Here is a 13,703-nt window from a genome sequence, read left to right on the forward strand (position 1 = left end):
GGTCCCGGCCTCGGTGCGCACCGCCGGCTTCTCCCTCGCCTATTCCCTCGCCACCGCCTTCTTCGGCGGCTTCACGCCCCTGATCTCGACATGGCTGATCGAGCGGACCGGGGATCAGGCCGCCCCCGGCCTGTGGATGGCCTTCGGCGGCGCCTGCGGCCTCGCCGCCACATTGCTGATCTACCGCCGCGCCTCCTGGGAGGTCCGGCCGGCGGTCGCGCCCTAAGTCCGGCTTGAACAGGCGCCTTCAGACGGCGATGCTCGCCGGCACAACATCGGCGGCCGAGCCCCTATCTCGCGCCGGAAACGGGACGGAAAGCGCAAGACGATGAAAGCCCTGGTGTGCAGCCGGCTCGGCGGGCCGGAGGATCTCGCGGTGGAGACCCTGCCCGATCCCGTGGCGGGGCCCGGCGAGGCGCTGGTGCGGGTGCGGGTCGCGGCGCTGAACTTCTTCGACACGCTCATCATCGCCGGCCGCTATCAGGTGAAGCCGGAGCTGCCGTTCTCGCCCGGCGGCGAAGCCTGCGGCGTGATCGAGGCGCTGGGGCCGGGAGCGGAGGGCTTCTCCGTCGGCGACCGGGTGATGGTCCATGTCAGCCACGGCACCGCCCGCGAGCGGATCGCGGTGCCGGTCCGGCGCCTCGCCCCGGTGCCGGATTCCGTCTCCGACGAGACCGCCGCCGGACTGTCGATCACTTACGGCACCACGCTCCACGCCCTGCGGGACCGCGCCCGGATCAAACCCGGCGAAACCCTGGTGGTGCTCGGCGCCTCCGGCGGCGTCGGGCTCGCGGCGGTGGAACTCGGCAAGCTGCTGGGCGCGCGGGTCATCGCCTGCGCCTCCTCCCCCGCGAAGCTGGAGACCGCCCGCGCCCACGGCGCCGACGACCTCGTCGACTATCAGGCGAACAACCTGCGCGAGGAGCTGCGCCGGCTCACCGGCGAAACCGGCGTGGATGTCGTCTACGACGCGGTCGGCGGGGATCTCGCCGAGCCCACCATGCGCTCGCTCGGCTGGAAGGGCCGCTATCTCGTGATCGGCTTCGCCGCCGGCGAGATCCCGAAATTTCCCCTCAACGTCATCATGCTCAAGGGCATCGACATCCAGGGCGTCCATTGGGGCGCCTTCGTCGAGCGCGAGCCGGAGGCGCATGGCGCGAACCAAGCCCAGCTCCTCGCCTGGGCGGCGGAGGGCCGGCTGACCGTGAAGGTGCACGGGGTCTATTCCCTCGACGCCTACGAGGAGGCGCTGGGCATCCTCAAGCGGCGCGAGGCGGTAGGGAAGGTGCTGCTGCAGGTCGGCGCTTAAGCTCGGCGCCGCGCGGGGATCAGCCCTGACGGGCCAAGGCCGCGGCGATCCGGGCGGCTCCGAGACCGGTGCCGGCGCCCACGGCGTGGCGCCGGTCCAGGGCGATGGCCCCGCGATGGCTGGCATGGGTGATGGCGATGGCGAGCGCATCCGCCGCGTCGGCGAGCTTGAACTCCGCCTTCGGCAGGAGGAACCGCACCATCGCCTGGATCTGGACCTTCTCCGCGTGACCGGAGCCGGCCACCGTCTTCTTCACGAGGTTGGCGGCGTATTCCGCGACGGGCAGCCCGGCCAGGGCCGGCACCAGCAGGGCCACGGCGCGGGCATGGCCGAGCTTGAGCGTGGCCTGGGCGTCCTTGTTGACGAAGGTCTCCTCGACCGAAACTTCATCGGGCGCATAGGTGCCGACGATGCGGGTGAGGCCCTCGTGCAGTTCCCGCAGGCGCAAGGCCAGGGGCAGGTCGCCGTCGGAGGTGACGACGCCGCAGGCGAGATAGGACAGCTTGGTGCCCCGCGCCGTGATCAGCCCCCAACCGGTGCGGCGCAGGCCGGGATCGATGCCGAGGATGCGGACGTCGCTCGTCATGGCCCTGAGCCTTCCTCACGCGCGCCCGCCACGTCGGACGCCGCTTCGCTGAGCGAGCAGGCTCGAAACGAGACCTGCCCGCCGGGTCCGGCTTCATACGGCACATATCGTGAACGGAGCGTTGCGGCAAACCCACACCCGCTCCGCACTCTCATTGCAGCTTGAATTCACCCTCGAGCCGGAGGGCGACCTCATCCCCCAGGAGCGGCAGGAACGCGTTCACGCCGAACTCCGAGCGCTTGATCACGACCCAGCCGTCGAAGCCCACGGAATAGGCCTTGTCGACCGGGTTGACGCCCGCTTGGTTGAAGGTGGCATCGAACGAGACCGGCTTCGACACGCCGCGCAGGGTCAGGGTGCCGTTGACGCGGGCGGTGGTCGGGCCGGTGGGATCGACCGAGGTGCTGACGAAGGTCGCCTGCGGGAATTTCTCGACGTCGAGGAAGTCGGGCTGCTTGAGATGGGCGTTGAGCGTGTCGTTGAGCCCGTTGACGCTGCCGGTCCCGATGGTCACGGACAGGGTGCTCTTGCCCGGCTCCTTGGGGTCGAGCACCAGCTCGCCCGAGACATCGGTGAACTGGCCGTAATAGGTCGAGAAGCCGAGATGGCTGATCGACCACGTGATCTTGCCGTGGGCCGGATCGAGCCGGTAGCGCCCGGCCTTGACCTGACCGGGATCCTTGGTGAAGGCCGGGGCGGCCTCCTGGGCGCGGGCGCCGCCCGGCCCGGTGAGGATCAGCCCCGCCGAGAGGAAGGTCGCGAGGAGGGTGGCGAGCGTGCGCTTCATGCGGTCACCTTGTCGGTTGGGCCACCACGACGGATATGGCGTAACGCCAAGCGCGGCAACGGACCGATGCGCCCGCGCGGCGCTTGAGCGCAATCGAACTCCGCTCTCCCCGGAGGGATCGGTCGGCGTTCGCATGAGGATCGGCACGCTCAGATGATCGGCAAGCTCAAGGGCCTGGTGGATTCCTACGGCGAGGATTTCGTGATCCTCGACGTCAACGGCGTCGGCTACGTCGTGCATTGCTCCGCCCGCACCCTGCAGCGCCTGCCGAAGCCGGGCGAGGCCACGGACCTCGCCATCGAGACGCATGTGCGCGAGGACATGATCCGCCTCTACGGCTTCCGCTCGGATGCCGAGCGGGAATGGTTCCGCCTGCTCCAGACGGTGCAGGGCGTCGGCACACGGGTGGCGCTCGGGGTGCTCTCGGTGCTGGAACCAGAGGCCCTCGCCACCGCCATCGCCACCGGCGACAAGGGCGCCATCGCCCGCGCCCCCGGCGTCGGCCCGCGGCTCGCCGCCCGCCTCGTGGCGGAGTTGAAGGACAAGGCCCCCGCCTTCGCTCCCATCGATCCGGCCCTGGTGGCGCTCACCGGCGCGGTCGAGGACAGGACCGCGCCCCAGCCGGTCGCGGACGCGATCTCGGCCCTGGTCAATCTGGGTTATCCCCAGGTCCAGGCCTCCGCCGCCATCGCCGCCGCCCTGAAGGGGGCGGGTGAGAGCGCCGGGACGCTGGAGGCGAAGACGTTGATCCGGCTCGGGCTGCGGGAGCTCGCCCGGTAGAAGGGGCCTCAGCCGCCCTCGTCGAAGGGCGGCGGCTGCAGCCTCTGCCAAGCCGAGGCGATCCGCTCCGGCTTTACCCCGAGCGCCTCGGCGCAGGCGAGCAGAGACGGCTCGTCGCCCATCACATGGTCGAGCACGGCCCCGAGGAAGCTGGGATCGTGCATGCTCTCGCGCAGGGTTCCGGGCGCCAGGCCGCTCGCGGCCACGAACCGGAACAGACGGTCCTCGTCGGCGGCGAGCCATCCGAGCACATCGACCGCGAGGCGCTCGCTCGCCGCATCGCTATGATCAAGTTTGCGTTTCATCAACGAGTAGCAATCTAAGAGAGGACGAAGGCAGGGCCACGGAGTGGAACGCCATCGCGACCGCGCCGGAGCAGGTCATGAAGAAAACCGTTCTTATCGTTGAAGACAACGAGCTGAACATGAAGCTCTTCAACGATCTGCTGGAGGCGCACGGCTACGCGACCCTCAAGACCGCCAACGGCATCGAGGCCATCGAGCTGGCCCGGGCTCACCATCCCAACCTGATCCTGATGGACATCCAGTTGCCCGAGGTGTCGGGGCTGGAGGTGACGAAATGGCTTAAGGACGACGACGACCTGCGCGATATTCCAGTGATCGCCATCACCGCCTTCGCCATGAAGGGCGACGAGGAACGCATTCGTGAAGGCGGGTGCGAGGCCTATCTCTCCAAGCCGATCTCCGTTGCGAAGTTTTTGGCAACAGTCCGCAAGTACATTGGAGACGAAGGCGCTTCCTGAGAGCCATCCGGCCCGGACGCCCTGCGGCCCTCCCGCCGCAGATCGGAGGAACGATGTCGGCTCGCGTTCTGGTCGTGGATGACCTCCATCACAACGTCCGCCTGCTCGAAACAAAGCTCTCCCTCGAATATTTCGACGTCGCCGTGGCCATGAACGGGCCGGATGCCCTGGCGATCTGCGAGCGGGGCGCCTGCGATCTCGTCCTCCTCGACGTGATGATGCCGGGCATGGACGGATTCGAGGTCTGCCAGCGGCTCAAATCCAACCCCGACACCGCCCATCTGCCGGTGGTGATCGTCACCGCCCTCGACCAGCCCGCCGACCGATTGCGGGGCCTCGATCCAGGGGCGGACGACTTCCTGACCAAGCCCATCGACGACACCGCGCTGATGACGCGGGTCCGCAGCCTGCTGCGGCTCAAGGCGGTGACCGACGAACTGCGCTCGTGTGCCCTGGCGGCCCGCAAGATCGGCGGCCCCGATCCCCTGGCCCTCGCCGCCGCCGATACCGGGGAAGGCGCGCGCATCCTCCTCGTGGAGGACCGGCCGAGCGCCATCGATCGCATCGGTACGGCGCTGGCGCAGAAGCACACCGTCACGGTGGAGACCGATCCGCACCGGGCCCTGGTGCGGGCGCCGGAGGGAGAGTTCGACCTCGCCATCGTCAGCCTGGATCTCGATGGGCATGACGGCCTGCGCCTGTGCAGCCAGTTGCGCTCCCTCGAGCGAACCCGCAACATGGCGCTGATCATGATCGGCGAGACGCACGAGAAGGCGCGCATCACCCGCGGCCTCGATTTCGGCGTCAACGATTACCTGCTGCGCCCGATCGACCGCAACGAGCTGATCGCGCGGGTGCGCACCCAGGTGCGGCGGCGGCGCTTCTCGGAGACGCTGCGCCGGGCGCTCCAGACCTCGATGGAACTCGCCATCACCGACGACCTGACGGGGCTGCACAACCGGCGCTATCTCGACCGGAACATGGGGGCGATCTTCGGCGAGGCCGCCTTGCAGCAGAAGGGCCTTGCCTGCCTCCTGCTCGACATCGACCGCTTCAAATCGATCAATGACACCTACGGCCATGAGGCGGGAGACGAGGTGCTGCGCGCCTTCGCCGAGCGCATCCGCCAATACGTGCGGCCGGTGGACATCCTCGCCCGCTACGGCGGGGAGGAGATCGTGATGGTGGTACCGGGCGTGGAACTGCCGGACGCGCGCGCCATCGCCGAGCGCATCCGCGAGCGGATCGAAGCCTCCCCTTTCGCCGTCCGGGGCGGAACACTAGATATCGGCGTCACCGTTTCGGTCGGCGTCTCCGTCCGGCGCCCGACCGATTCCGGCCCCGCCGACATCCTCAAGCGGGCCGACGACGCCCTCTACCGCGCCAAGTCCTCCGGTCGGAATCGGGTCGAGGCGGCGGCGGCCTGACCGACCGGCCGCTCAATCCGGCACCGGCATGCGGACAACCTCGGGATTGGGCGGGGAAACACCCAGAAGCCGGGCGATCTCGTCGCCCTCGCCTCCGCCGAGCAGATCCGCCAGCGTGGTGCGGTCGAGCACCGCCAGGAAGGCGGCCAGGGCCTCGCCCAACACGCGCCGCAGGCGGCACGGCGCGGTGATCGCACAGCCAATTCCGGCAAAACAGTCGACCAGCGCGAGATCGTCCTCGGTCTGACGGACGACGGCTCCGACCACGATCTCCGCCGGTGCCTTGGCGAGGCGCAGGCCGCCGCCGCGACCGCGGATGGTCTGGACCAGCCCGAGCCGCCCGAGCTGATGCACCACCTTGGTGAGATGACTCTCCGAAATCCCGTAGGCGGCCGCGATCTCGGCGATCGAACTCTGCCGGGGCTCGCGCAGCCCGACATAGATGAGCGTCCGCAGGGCATAGTCGGTGTAGCGGGTCAGGCGCATGGCGGTTCCGGGCAGCTTATAAGGTATATTTTAATTGCATCTTTTCCAGGCCCTGCCTAAAAGGTTCATATCGAATGAACCTTTGGATCCGTCGATGCCCACGCCCCTCTCCGCCCGTACCATCGCCGTCGTCAAAGCGACCATTCCGGCCCTCGAAACCCATGGGCTCACCATCACCCGGCGCATGTACGAGCGCCTGTTCCAGAACACGGACATCCGCGACCTCTTCAACCAGTCGCATCACGGCGAGACCGGCTCACAGCCGAAGGCCCTCGCCCTGGCGGTGCTGGCCTATGCCCGCAACATCGACAATCTCGGCGTGCTCACCGGCGCCGTCGAGCGCATCGCGCAGAAGCATGTCGCGCTCAACATCCTGCCGGAGCATTATTCCTTCGTGGCCGATGCCCTGATCGGCGCGATTCAGGACGTGCTCGGCGAGGCGGCGACACCGGAGATCGTCGAGGCCTGGGGCGAGGCATACTGGTTCCTGGCCGAGTTGCTGATCGGCCGGGAGGCGACGATCTACCGTGATCTCGCCTCCAAGTCGGGCGGCTGGAACGGCTGGCGCGACTTCGTGGTGGAGAGCGTCACCCCGGAGAGCGAGATCATCCGCTCCTTCGTCCTCGTTCCGGCCGATGGCGGCCCGGTGCTGCGCCACGAGCCGGGTCAATATCTCGGCTTCCTGCTGGATCTGCCGGGGCGCGGCGTGCTGAAGCGGAACTACTCGATCTCTTGCGCGCCCAACGATCGCGCCTATCGCATCACGGTCAAGCGGGAGGCCAAGACGGAGCATCCCGCCGGCCTCGTCTCGAACTGGCTGCACGATGCGGCCATCGCCGGAACCGTCCTGAAGGTCGCGGCCCCGGCGGGCGACTTCTTCCTCGACCGGTCGAGCAATGCGCCGGTGGTTCTGGTCAGCGGCGGCGTCGGCCTGACACCGATGGTGAGCATGCTGGAAAGCATCACAGAGACCACGCCCGAGCGGCCGACCTGGTTCGTCCACAGCGCCCTGAACGGCCGGGTGCATGCCTTGCGCGAGCATGTCCGTAACCTCGCGGCGAACCGGGACAATCTGCGGGTGCGGATCTTCTACACCGCGCCGGAGGCCCAGGACCGTGTCGGCGAGGCCTACGACATCCCGGGCCCGGTCACGGCGGAGTGGCTCGTGGCCAACACACCGTCGGAGCAGGCCACCTACTACCTGTGCGGCCCGAAGTCGTTCCTGGCCTCTCTCGCCAACGGCCTCGTCCGGGCCGGAATCCCGGCAGAGCGGGTGCGTTTCGAGTTCTTCGGCCCGGCCGACGCGCTTCTCGAAGAGCCGAAACAGGCCGCCTGACCCGCAGCAGGGGATGAAGCCTCACCCGGACAGCGAGCCCGGAGGAGGGTCTATCCCGCCCCCGGATCGGTCTCGTCGCCCTGCGCCGGGACGCCCGGCTTGCCATCGGTCTTCTCGCTCGGATCCTTGACCGCATCGGGGGCGCTGTTGGCGGGTTTCGTCCCGCCCTCGCGCTCCCGAGGCTTCCGGCGATCGTCCTCCGCCTGCCTGTCCATGGCACCCCTCCTCGGAACCCGTCAGGAATGTTTCGCCGAATTTTTGGCTCGGGCCGGCTCACCGGCCACGGGCCGACCCTCCTGCGGGCCGGACGACGCCATGCGGTCGGAATGGCCGCCGGATGAGCCACCGAGGGCGGGCGGCGTCTGCCCCGCCTGCCCCTTCTGACCGCCCGCGCCCCATTCACCGCGCCGCTCGGCATCCGAGCGCCCGCCCGACCCCTGGGACGTGATCGCCGCCTGCTCGGCGGTCTGGTGGCCTCCGCCCGCCGGATGGGGACCGCGCGAGCCGACGGCCTCGTCGGGCTTGCGCGTGCCGGTATTGCTCAGATCCTCGTCGGGCCGGTTCTCATTTCCCATGGCGCGGCGCCTCCTCCTGCCCGACGGCGGCGGTGGCGCGCTCGATCGCCTCCTGCGCCGTGTCGTCGGGAGTGGCCGGCGAGGGGGATGGCGAAGAGGACGGGTCGGAGATCCGGCGCAGGTTCTCCTCGGGCGTCTCGGCCTCGGTCTGATCGACGGCGTCCTGGCGCGGCAGGCCGGAGGCGATGCGCGCCGCTTCGGCCCGGCCATCCGGATCGCTCTTCAGATCCGCCTGGGTCCGGGAGGGAATGCCGACATCGAGGGGAGACGCGGTGCCGAAATCCTGGCCGTTGCGGTCCGCGTCGGCGCTGAACTCCTTCAGCGACGGCCGGGAGCGGGTGTTGTCCGTCATAGCGTCCTCCTGATCTGACCGGGACAACCGCCCGGAGCCGGAGGAGTTGCGGCGCGGGCTCGCGACGGACCCGCGCCGGCCTTTCGGTCTAGCCGATGCCCTCGAACAGCACCGAGGAGATGTAGCGCTCGGCGAAGGAGCAGGCGACGGTGACGATGCGCTTGCCCTGAAACTCCGGCCGGCCGGCCAGTTCCAGCGCCGCGGCGACGTTGCCGCCCGTCGAGATGCCGCCGGGGATGCCCTCGTACTTGGCGAGGTCGCGGGCGGTGTCGATCGCCTGCTGGTTCGTCACCTTGAGCACGCCGTCGAGCACGTCGGTGTGCAGGTTGTCGGGGATGAAGCCCGCGCCGATGCCCTGGATCTTGTGGGGACCGGGCTGGCCGCCGGAGATCACCGGGCTGTCCACCGGCTCCACCGCGAACACCTTGAGGTTCGGCAGCCGGGGCTTCAGCACCTCGCCGACGCCGGTCACCGTGCCGCCGGTGCCCACGCCCGCGACGAAGGCGTCCAGCTGCCCCTGTGTGTCGTTCCAGATCTCCTCCGCGGTGGTCTTGCGGTGGATCTCAGGATTGGCCGGGTTCGAGAATTGCTGCGGCATCACCGCACCGTCGATCTCGCGCAGCAGCTCCTCCGCCCGGGCGATGGCGCCCTTCATGCCCTGGGGGCCCGGCGTCAGCTCGAGCTGCGCGCCGAGGAAGGCGAGCATCTTGCGCCGCTCGATCGACATCGTCTCCGGCATGACCAGGATCAGGCGGTAGCCGCGGGCGGCGGCGACGAAGGCGAGGGCGATCCCGGTATTGCCCGAGGTCGGCTCGACCAGGGTGCCGCCGGGCTTGAGCCGGCCGGACGCCTCGAGGGCGTCGATCATGTTGACGCCGATGCGGTCCTTGACGCTCGAGATCGGGTTGAAGAACTCGAGCTTGAGCAGGATCTCCGCATCGACGCCCCGCTCCTTAGGGAGCCGGTTGAGGCGCACGAGCGGCGTGTTGCCGATGGTCTCGGTGATCGAGCCGTAAACGCGGCCATGCCCAGGCTTCCGCGCGATGTCCGAGGTCGAGAGGTCTGTCATCGTCTGTCCGCTCCCTGGCATCGGCCCGAAAAGACATGGCCCGTTCCCGGGCAAAGCCGATGCGAAAACAAATGCTTCGCGCCCCGTCCCAGCGGAAGGCGCCCAGGCGACGGGTAGCCGATTTCGCAAGCTCCGTCGAGGTTTGACCCTGACGGATACCGGCGCTTTACACGGCCCCGACATGCTTGAGCTTGGGGAGAGAATTTTATTTTCTTTTATCGCCCTCGAACGACAGTATTGTCATCCGCGCCCGGGCGACGATTCACCCGTGTCGTGGCGTCAGGCGACGAACAACCGGGTAGCGAGGACGAGAAGGCCGATCCCGGAGCCGGCGGCGAGGGCGGCGATCGCCGCGGCCCCCTCGTGATGGGCCCGGACGAAGTCGTAGCGGGTCGCGGCCCAGGCCGCCGGTCGCGCCCTCGGAACGACACGCTGATGAGACCGGGCAATCCGCATTCCGCCTCTCCGCCTGACCGGCCGCGCGGAGCGCAACCGAGGGCGGGAGCAAACGGCCGGGAGACCTGACGGAGGATGAATCCCGGATCTCAGCTGCGAATCGTCGTCAACGGAGCCTTAAACCGACGGCGCCGACTTTTGCAGAAAGCCGGCGACCGCCTTTCGGGCCGATGCTTCGTGTCTCGCACAAACCTCCCGCCACGCTGTCGCATCCCGAGTGAGAGCGTCAGGGACCGGGAGTTTCGTGAGACAATTCTTACAGCGCGCGGTCGAAGCGCAGCTCGCCGTTCGGGCTGCGGATCACCAGCTGCGAATCCACCAGATCCCATTGGCCCGCCGTCCGCAGGGCGACGAGGAAGGCCTGCTCGCTGGCGGCGAGGGCCTTGTCGCAGGTCTTCTTGGTCAGGGCGAGCGGGCCGACGGCGAGATGCTGCTCGCGCAGCGGGAAGGCGGTGGCGGTGAAGGTGTTGCAGCCGCCATAGCCGCGGGCACGGTACTGCGAATCGATGATGAAGCTCGGCCGGTCCGCACCGGTGAACGGCTTGCCGTTCATGCTCACCGCGGTCCACATCGAGCCGAGGGGAAACACCTTTTCCTGAGCCTTGGTGCCCGGAACGTATTGCGGCTTCTTCTCCTGCTGCTTGGCGCCAAAGCCGGACGGATTGCCGCCCATCTGCATCTGCGCCATGGCCGGCCCGGCAGCGAGCACGCCCGCGGCGACCGCACCGATCAGCGCGGTGGTCAGCATCCTGTTCATCGTTCAGCCCCCTTTCTGCTCGGCCGCCTCATCCCGTCCGGTGAAGCCGAGCCGGCACCGCCCTGGTCGGCAGGCACCAGCCAAGCGTCGCCCGCACAATTGCGAAGGCTCGCGGAATCGTCAGAAATTCAAGCACAATTATGGTCGAGGCGGGGTTACCACCGATACGCCCCCTGCACCACGGCGGCACGCTTGTGCACAGCCGAACCGCTGGCGGGCCGCCGATGCCGGACGGCGGCCGGTTTCTTATGCCCTCGCCGAAACGATCACGGCACCGGAATCGTTGATCGGTCCGAGGCCCGGCGCGGCCGGGCCCTCAAGGATGGAAAGAGCGAGGAGAGTGGCGTGACCGGATCGGACGAAGGCGTATCGAGCGGAACCTCGCCCAACACGATGACGCCCGCCCAGAGCCGGGCGGCACGTGGCCTGCTGGGCTGGTCGGAGGCGGATCTCGCCCGCCGGTCCGGCCTCGACGAGGGCTTCATCAAGGGGTTCGAAGCGGGAACGGGCGATCCCGCCTCGGGCCGGATCGAGGCCCTGCGCAGCGCCCTGATGCAGGGCGGCATCGTCTTCACCGATGGGACGACGCCTGGCGTGCGGCTCTCCGAGCAGCAACGCGGCGGCAACGAGGGCACCCGGCTCGACCAACTCACCACCGAGAACGACCGCTGAGGCGGCGCATTATCGGGTCGCGAGGGCCTTGAGGTCGAAATCCGGATCGGCCGCCTGCTCCGGCGTCACTGTCTTCGCCGCGGCCAGCAGGCGGCGTGCGGCCATGTGATCGGCGGGACGGTCGACCGACTCGACGGCGCTGAGGGCGCCAGCGCGGAAGCGGAAGACGGAGAAACCGGCTCCCGTCCGCCTGACGACGCTGGCATCGCCCGGCGCGGCAAGACCGGCGATCTGGAGCTTGCGCGGGCCCTGATCGCTCCAGAACCACGGCACCGCATCGTAGGCGGAGGGCCGGCCGGTGAGGCGCGCGGCGAGGCAGCGGCCCTGATCGACCGCGTTCTGCACCGATTCGATCCGCAGCCGGTCGCCGCCGGGCATCCCGCTGGCGAAGCGGGTCGGGAAGCGGGCGCAATCGCCGATGCTCGAGATCGCCGGATCGGAGGTCGCGAGGAAGGCATCGACCTCGATGCCGTCGCGCACCGGCAGGCCCGCCGCCTCCGCCAGCTCCTGGTTCGGCACCACGCCGATGCCGACGAGCACGAGGTCGGCGGGCAGGAAGCGGCCGTCGGCGGTGCGGACGGCGGAGACCTTGCCCCCCTCCCCCTCGATGGCGCTGACCCCCGCCCCGAACAGGAAGGTGACGCCGGCCTCCTCGTGGAAGGCGCGGAACGCCTCCGAGGTCTCCGGCGACACCGCCCGCGCCATGACGCGGTCGGCGGCCTCGATCACCGTGACGGAGAGGCCGCGCCCGGCGCAGACGGCGGCGAATTCCAGGCCGATGAAGCCGGCGCCGATCACGACGATCCGCCCGGCTCCCTCGATCGCCGCGCGCAGGCCGTCGGCATCGTCGAGGGAGCGGAGCTGATGCACCCCGGCGAGTCCGGTCCCCGGCACAGGCAGGGGCCGGTTGCGGGTGCCGGTGGCGAGGATGAGGTGATCGTAGGCGACGCGCTCGCCATCGGAGAGGCGCAGGCTGCGGCTGGCACGGTCGATGGCCGCGACGCGGGTGCCAGCCCGGTGCAGGATGGCGTGCTCGGCAAAGAAGCTGTCCTGTCGGAGCAGCAGCCCGCGGGCATCGGTCTTGCCGGCGAGATAGGCCTTGGACAGCGGCGGGCGCTGATAGGGAAGCGCGGCCTCCTCGCCGATCAGGGTGAGGCTCCCGGCATAGCCCGCCTCCCGCAGCGAGGCGGCGGCCTGAAAGCCCGCCTGACCCGCTCCGACGATGACGATGCGGTCCATCGGCCCGCTCATTCGCCCGCCTCGGCGGGGCTGCGGGCAGCCTCGGCGGCGAGGCCGTCCGCCGCGCTCTCCGGGAAGAAGCCGCCGGGGATGTCCGGCAGGAAGCGGCGGCCCTCCCGGGCGAGATAGTCCCAGAACGCATCGGAGGCCGGGCCGAGCACCTTGTCGGCGCGGCGCACGACGTACCAGTCGCGACGGATCGGCAGGCCCTCCACGTCGAGGAGGACGAGGCGTCCGCTCTCGATCTCCGCCGCGACGGAATGGCCCGACAGCAGCGCGATGCCGAGGCCGGCCATCACCGCCTGCTTGAGCGTCTCGTTGGAGCCCGAATCGATGCCGAGCTTGGCCCGGCGGATCATGACGCCGCTCATGAATTCCTCGAAGACCGAGCGCGTGCCCGAGCCCTCTTCTCGCACGAGGAAGGATTCCTCCGCCAGATCCGCGCGCGTCAGGCCGCGCCGCCCCGCCATCGGATGATCCGGCGCGGCGATCAGCACCAGCGGATGAGGCCCGAAGGTCTCCGCCTCGATGGCGAAATCCCGCGGGGGGCGGCCCATGATCGCGAAATCGATGTCGTAATTGCGCAGGGCCTCGATCGTGTCCTGCCGGTTGCCCACCGTCAGGGAGATCTCGACCTTCGGGTGGCTCTCCATGAAGCCGGCGATGACGAGCGGCGCGAAATACTTCGCCGTCGAGACCACGCCGAGGCCGACCCGGCCGCCGCCACCCCCTTTCAGGGTCCGCAGCCGATCGGTACAGGTCTCCAGCACGGTGTTGATGCTGTTGATGGCCCACAGCATCTCGCGGCCGGCATCGGTCGGCTTGAGGCCGGTGGGGGTGCGGTCGAACAGGAGGAGGCCCGCCTCCTCCTCGAGTTGGCGGATCCGGGCATAGAGCGCGGCGGAAGTGACGTTGAGCTCCTGCGCGGCCCGCGTCATGGTGCCGAGCCGCGCCACCGCGGCCACCGCCTGAAGCTGCTTGAGCGAGAGATTGCGCATACTCCGCTTTTAGTTTTTTTGCGGAGCACCACAAGTTTTTTTAGAATTCTTTCGACAGCAGACCTGTGCCGTCTGGCGTTGCCACCGTCGCACAGCGTATCATGCCTGGGA

The 13,703-nt window shown here is 69.1% G+C and carries 18 protein-coding genes and 1 pseudogene; 7 read left to right on the forward strand and 12 right to left on the reverse strand.

Annotated features, from left to right (window positions below; translation table 11 throughout):
• A pseudogene (locus MZTS_RS08410) lies at positions 1–226 on the forward strand (MFS transporter); the annotation flags it as partial.
• A 102-nt stretch (positions 227–328) separates the two neighbouring features.
• On the forward strand, positions 329–1,309 hold the full coding sequence (locus tag MZTS_RS08415; protein WP_192283193.1) for an NADPH:quinone oxidoreductase family protein: 981 nt from the start codon (positions 329–331) through the stop codon (positions 1,307–1,309).
• A 19-nt stretch (positions 1,310–1,328) separates the two neighbouring features.
• Here the strand turns inward: MZTS_RS08415 and ruvC are convergent, their stop codons facing one another.
• Complete coding sequence (gene ruvC, locus MZTS_RS08420; protein ID WP_192283195.1) at positions 1,329–1,895, reverse strand: crossover junction endodeoxyribonuclease RuvC; 567 nt, start codon at positions 1,893–1,895, stop codon at positions 1,329–1,331.
• A 151-nt stretch (positions 1,896–2,046) separates the two neighbouring features.
• Positions 2,047–2,682, reverse strand: a complete 636-nt coding sequence (locus MZTS_RS08425) for a YceI family protein (RefSeq protein ID WP_009865220.1) — start codon at positions 2,680–2,682, stop codon at positions 2,047–2,049.
• Positions 2,683–2,835: 153 nt separating this feature from the next.
• Here MZTS_RS08425 and ruvA point away from each other — a divergent pair, with 153 nt between their 5' ends.
• Positions 2,836–3,462 carry a Holliday junction branch migration protein RuvA gene (ruvA, locus tag MZTS_RS08430; RefSeq protein WP_192283197.1) on the forward strand — a complete coding sequence of 209 codons (627 nt, stop codon included), beginning with the start codon at positions 2,836–2,838 and terminating at the stop codon, positions 3,460–3,462.
• A gap of 8 nt (positions 3,463–3,470) precedes the next feature.
• On the opposite strand, the gene MZTS_RS08435 is transcribed toward ruvA, so the two are convergent.
• Complete coding sequence (locus tag MZTS_RS08435) at positions 3,471–3,767, reverse strand: DUF3572 domain-containing protein (protein ID WP_192283199.1); 297 nt, start codon at positions 3,765–3,767, stop codon at positions 3,471–3,473.
• 77 nt (positions 3,768–3,844) lie between these two features.
• Here MZTS_RS08435 and MZTS_RS08440 point away from each other — a divergent pair, with 77 nt between their 5' ends.
• Positions 3,845–4,225: a response regulator gene (locus MZTS_RS08440; RefSeq protein ID WP_009865218.1), complete on the forward strand. Its 381-nt coding sequence runs from the start codon at positions 3,845–3,847 to the stop codon at positions 4,223–4,225.
• Positions 4,226–4,278: 53 nt separating this feature from the next.
• Positions 4,279–5,652 (forward strand): PleD family two-component system response regulator, encoded by a 1,374-nt coding sequence (locus tag MZTS_RS08445; protein ID WP_192283201.1) that lies wholly within the window; start codon positions 4,279–4,281, stop codon positions 5,650–5,652.
• A gap of 12 nt (positions 5,653–5,664) precedes the next feature.
• Here MZTS_RS08445 and MZTS_RS08450 read toward each other — a convergent pair whose 3' ends face one another.
• Complete coding sequence (locus MZTS_RS08450; RefSeq protein WP_192283204.1) at positions 5,665–6,138, reverse strand: Rrf2 family transcriptional regulator; 474 nt, start codon at positions 6,136–6,138, stop codon at positions 5,665–5,667.
• A gap of 94 nt (positions 6,139–6,232) precedes the next feature.
• Here MZTS_RS08450 and hmpA point away from each other — a divergent pair, with 94 nt between their 5' ends.
• Positions 6,233–7,474 (forward strand): NO-inducible flavohemoprotein, encoded by a 1,242-nt coding sequence (gene hmpA / locus MZTS_RS08455; protein WP_009862936.1) that lies wholly within the window; start codon positions 6,233–6,235, stop codon positions 7,472–7,474.
• Between the two features lie 50 nt (positions 7,475–7,524).
• Here the strand turns inward: hmpA and MZTS_RS08460 are convergent, their stop codons facing one another.
• The 6 genes from MZTS_RS08460 to MZTS_RS08485 form a co-directional block, all read right to left on the reverse strand.
• A complete protein-coding gene (locus tag MZTS_RS08460) occupies positions 7,525–7,689 on the reverse strand; it encodes a hypothetical protein (protein ID WP_192283206.1) in 165 nt (54 codons plus the stop codon).
• Between the two features lie 21 nt (positions 7,690–7,710).
• Complete coding sequence (locus MZTS_RS08465; RefSeq protein WP_192283208.1) at positions 7,711–8,049, reverse strand: hypothetical protein; 339 nt, start codon at positions 8,047–8,049, stop codon at positions 7,711–7,713.
• Positions 8,039–8,401: a hypothetical protein gene (locus tag MZTS_RS08470; RefSeq protein WP_192283210.1), complete on the reverse strand. Its 363-nt coding sequence runs from the start codon at positions 8,399–8,401 to the stop codon at positions 8,039–8,041. Before MZTS_RS08470 ends, MZTS_RS08465 begins: the two co-directional genes overlap by 11 nt.
• 88 nt (positions 8,402–8,489) lie before the next feature.
• The gene (gene cysK / locus MZTS_RS08475; RefSeq protein WP_192283212.1) at positions 8,490–9,470 is read right to left on the reverse strand and encodes a cysteine synthase A; all 981 of its coding nucleotides are present in this window, start codon (positions 9,468–9,470) and stop codon (positions 8,490–8,492) included.
• A gap of 279 nt (positions 9,471–9,749) precedes the next feature.
• Entirely contained in the window at positions 9,750–9,926 is a 177-nt protein-coding gene (locus MZTS_RS08480; RefSeq protein ID WP_009864835.1) for a hypothetical protein, read from the reverse strand.
• A 256-nt stretch (positions 9,927–10,182) separates the two neighbouring features.
• Entirely contained in the window at positions 10,183–10,683 is a 501-nt protein-coding gene (locus MZTS_RS08485; protein ID WP_192283214.1) for an META domain-containing protein, read from the reverse strand.
• A gap of 393 nt (positions 10,684–11,076) precedes the next feature.
• On the opposite strand from MZTS_RS08485, the gene MZTS_RS08490 reads away from it, so the two are divergent.
• Positions 11,077–11,355 carry a helix-turn-helix domain-containing protein gene (locus MZTS_RS08490; protein ID WP_192283258.1) on the forward strand — a complete coding sequence of 93 codons (279 nt, stop codon included), beginning with the start codon at positions 11,077–11,079 and terminating at the stop codon, positions 11,353–11,355.
• Between the two features lie 9 nt (positions 11,356–11,364).
• Here MZTS_RS08490 and MZTS_RS08495 read toward each other — a convergent pair whose 3' ends face one another.
• Both MZTS_RS08495 and MZTS_RS08500 read right to left on the reverse strand, forming a co-directional pair.
• Positions 11,365–12,606, reverse strand: a complete 1,242-nt coding sequence (locus MZTS_RS08495; RefSeq protein ID WP_192283216.1) for an NAD(P)/FAD-dependent oxidoreductase — start codon at positions 12,604–12,606, stop codon at positions 11,365–11,367.
• A complete protein-coding gene (locus MZTS_RS08500) occupies positions 12,603–13,592 on the reverse strand; it encodes a LysR family transcriptional regulator (RefSeq protein WP_192283218.1) in 990 nt (329 codons plus the stop codon). The genes MZTS_RS08495 and MZTS_RS08500 overlap by 4 nt, the downstream gene beginning before the upstream one ends.
• Between the last annotated feature and the right edge of the window lie 111 nt (positions 13,593–13,703).

Origin of the sequence: Methylorubrum zatmanii, assembly GCF_014845115.1 — a bacterium.
GTDB lineage: Bacteria > Pseudomonadota > Alphaproteobacteria > Rhizobiales > Beijerinckiaceae > Methylobacterium > Methylobacterium zatmanii.

Coding starts and splice junctions, on each gene's coding strand:
- ruvA (WP_192283197.1), top strand. CDS start 2,836: ATGATCGGCAAGCTCAAGGGCCTGGTGGATTCCTACGGCGAGGATTTC.
- MZTS_RS08480 (WP_009864835.1), bottom strand. CDS start 9,926: ATGCGGATTGCCCGGTCTCATCAGCGTGTCGTTCCGAGGGCGCGACCG.
- MZTS_RS08495 (WP_192283216.1), bottom strand. CDS start 12,606: ATGAGCGGGCCGATGGACCGCATCGTCATCGTCGGAGCGGGTCAGGCG.
- MZTS_RS08435 (WP_192283199.1), bottom strand. CDS start 3,767: ATGAAACGCAAACTTGATCATAGCGATGCGGCGAGCGAGCGCCTCGCG.
- MZTS_RS08500 (WP_192283218.1), bottom strand. CDS start 13,592: ATGCGCAATCTCTCGCTCAAGCAGCTTCAGGCGGTGGCCGCGGTGGCG.
- MZTS_RS08450 (WP_192283204.1), bottom strand. CDS start 6,138: ATGCGCCTGACCCGCTACACCGACTATGCCCTGCGGACGCTCATCTAT.
- MZTS_RS08490 (WP_192283258.1), top strand. CDS start 11,077: ATGACGCCCGCCCAGAGCCGGGCGGCACGTGGCCTGCTGGGCTGGTCG.
- ruvC (WP_192283195.1), bottom strand. CDS start 1,895: ATGACGAGCGACGTCCGCATCCTCGGCATCGATCCCGGCCTGCGCCGC.
- MZTS_RS08470 (WP_192283210.1), bottom strand. CDS start 8,401: ATGACGGACAACACCCGCTCCCGGCCGTCGCTGAAGGAGTTCAGCGCC.
- MZTS_RS08485 (WP_192283214.1), bottom strand. CDS start 10,683: ATGAACAGGATGCTGACCACCGCGCTGATCGGTGCGGTCGCCGCGGGC.
- MZTS_RS08465 (WP_192283208.1), bottom strand. CDS start 8,049: ATGGGAAATGAGAACCGGCCCGACGAGGATCTGAGCAATACCGGCACG.
- cysK (WP_192283212.1), bottom strand. CDS start 9,470: ATGACAGACCTCTCGACCTCGGACATCGCGCGGAAGCCTGGGCATGGC.
- MZTS_RS08415 (WP_192283193.1), top strand. CDS start 329: ATGAAAGCCCTGGTGTGCAGCCGGCTCGGCGGGCCGGAGGATCTCGCG.
- MZTS_RS08425 (WP_009865220.1), bottom strand. CDS start 2,682: ATGAAGCGCACGCTCGCCACCCTCCTCGCGACCTTCCTCTCGGCGGGG.
- MZTS_RS08460 (WP_192283206.1), bottom strand. CDS start 7,689: ATGGACAGGCAGGCGGAGGACGATCGCCGGAAGCCTCGGGAGCGCGAG.
- hmpA (WP_009862936.1), top strand. CDS start 6,233: ATGCCCACGCCCCTCTCCGCCCGTACCATCGCCGTCGTCAAAGCGACC.
- MZTS_RS08445 (WP_192283201.1), top strand. CDS start 4,279: ATGTCGGCTCGCGTTCTGGTCGTGGATGACCTCCATCACAACGTCCGC.
- MZTS_RS08440 (WP_009865218.1), top strand. CDS start 3,845: ATGAAGAAAACCGTTCTTATCGTTGAAGACAACGAGCTGAACATGAAG.